Source organism: Microcystis sp. M53603_WE2, from assembly GCF_030065435.1.
This window is the reverse complement of the sequence record NZ_JASJFF010000929.1, coordinates 1-1,661: the sequence shown is the minus strand read 5'-3', so window position 1 is coordinate 1,661 and position 1,661 is coordinate 1. Positions and strand designations below refer to the sequence as shown.

The 1,661-nt window shown below is 41.7% G+C and carries 1 protein-coding gene and 1 pseudogene; one reads left to right on the top strand and one right to left on the bottom strand.

Annotation, left to right across the window (positions count from 1 at the left end; all coding sequences use genetic code 11):
• Positions 1 to 150 (top strand): annotated as a pseudogene (locus PX481_RS19675) (phosphoribulokinase); the annotation flags it as partial.
• A 51-nt stretch (positions 151 to 201) separates the two neighbouring features.
• On the opposite strand, the gene PX481_RS19670 reads toward PX481_RS19675, so the two are convergent.
• Positions 202 to 915 (bottom strand): response regulator, encoded by a 714-nt coding sequence (locus tag PX481_RS19670; protein ID WP_002760572.1) that lies wholly within the window; start codon positions 913 to 915, stop codon positions 202 to 204.
• Positions 916 to 1,661 lie beyond the last annotated feature (746 nt).

Here is a 1,661-nt window from a genome sequence, read left to right as displayed (position 1 = left end):
GGTGAAATGACGGAATTACTGCTCAAACACAAGGATTATCCCGGTTCTACCAATGGTACGGGTTTATTCCAAGTGTTAGTCGGTCTCAAAATGCGTGAAACCTACGAAAAACTAATGGCCGCTGAATCAAAAGTGGCAGCCCAAGTCTAGTTTCTAGTTTTGACCGAGCCGGCATCCTACCCGGGTAGGATGCCGGTTTTTTTAATCCACTAATCCCGATCGCAGGGCCAGCACTGCCGCTTGAGTCCGATCATCCACAGAGAGTTTATTTAAGATATTGCGGACATGGGTTTTCACCGTGCCGATGGTGATATAGAGTCGCTTGGCAATCTCGGCATTACTACAACCCGCGACAATCAGATCGAGAATTTCTCGCTCTCGTGCCGTTAGGGGGGCATTTTCCAGCAATTGGTGATATTCTCGGTCAACGCCTTGAATTATCACTGTTTTGGTCCCGGCAGCCGCACCGACGGGAACATTTTGGCGCACTTGTTGCAGAACAATATTGGCGATCGCAGGGTCAAGCCAATGATTGCCTTCGTGGGTGGAATAAATCGCCTCGATTAACTTATCAATGCTAATATCCTTCATACAGTAGGAATCAGCCCCAGCACTAAAAGCCGCTAAAACCTGTTCTTGGGTTTTGTGCATGGTTAGCATGAGGATTTTCGTGGCCAGGGGGTCTTCGCCCCGATTTTGTTGGAAGCGTCGCACTAACTCGATCCCATCGATCATGGGTAAACCTATATCGATGATCGCTACATCGGGTTTAGTCTCCTCTAGCAGTTTCAGTCCCTGTAATCCACTGATCGCTTCCCCTACCACTTGAATACCTTCCCGATGCTGGAGAGCCACCACTAAGCCCATGCGGGTTAAATCGTGATCTTCTACAACGATAACCCGGACTTTATCCATATTTTTTGACCAGTTTCGCCGAAGTAAGTGATGATTTGATAATTTTGGCTTTTCGATTATTAGAGCCGCTCCTTAACATTGACTTCACTCCCTTCCTCCTTCTCTGAATTCCGCTTTCTTATTCTTCATTCGGCAATCCCCTTTTTCCGGTTGATTTTATTGATACTTACTAAAAGCAGAGATGGCAAATATACTTAGCCTCCCCTAAAATATACTCAAATCTACCCAAATTAACCAGAATTTTCTGTTTTAATTATTTATTCATAATATCATACAAATCTCGATTATGCAAGGATTTGGCTTTTCTGGTTTCTGTGTGGAAACGAGGCCTATAATGATAGTTTATTTATTCACAAAAATAGCCATGAAAGTCTTTCCCAGTAAACATTTCAGAATTTCATCGTCAAAAATTATCACACAAAGTCGAGAAGAGCCAAGATAATTTTAAGAAGAATACATCTTTGATCTGCTTGGATTTTCATAGAATAGAACCAAGCTCTGGTTTAATTAATTTTTTAGCCTATATTAACAAAAAAATGGCTCTTCGTTACTTGTTATGGTTCGATAGGGGGGCATAAATCGACTAAATCCTTATCTGGCAAGAGACTTAATTGATTAGTTCGCTCTAGATAAAAAACAATTGACAAAAATCGCTAAATGCCTTTGTCTATAACAGGGTAAGCTCATCTAATTTGGTATAAATTGTACTTGACAAAGATTTCTGAATAGGGTAATCAAATCGCCAT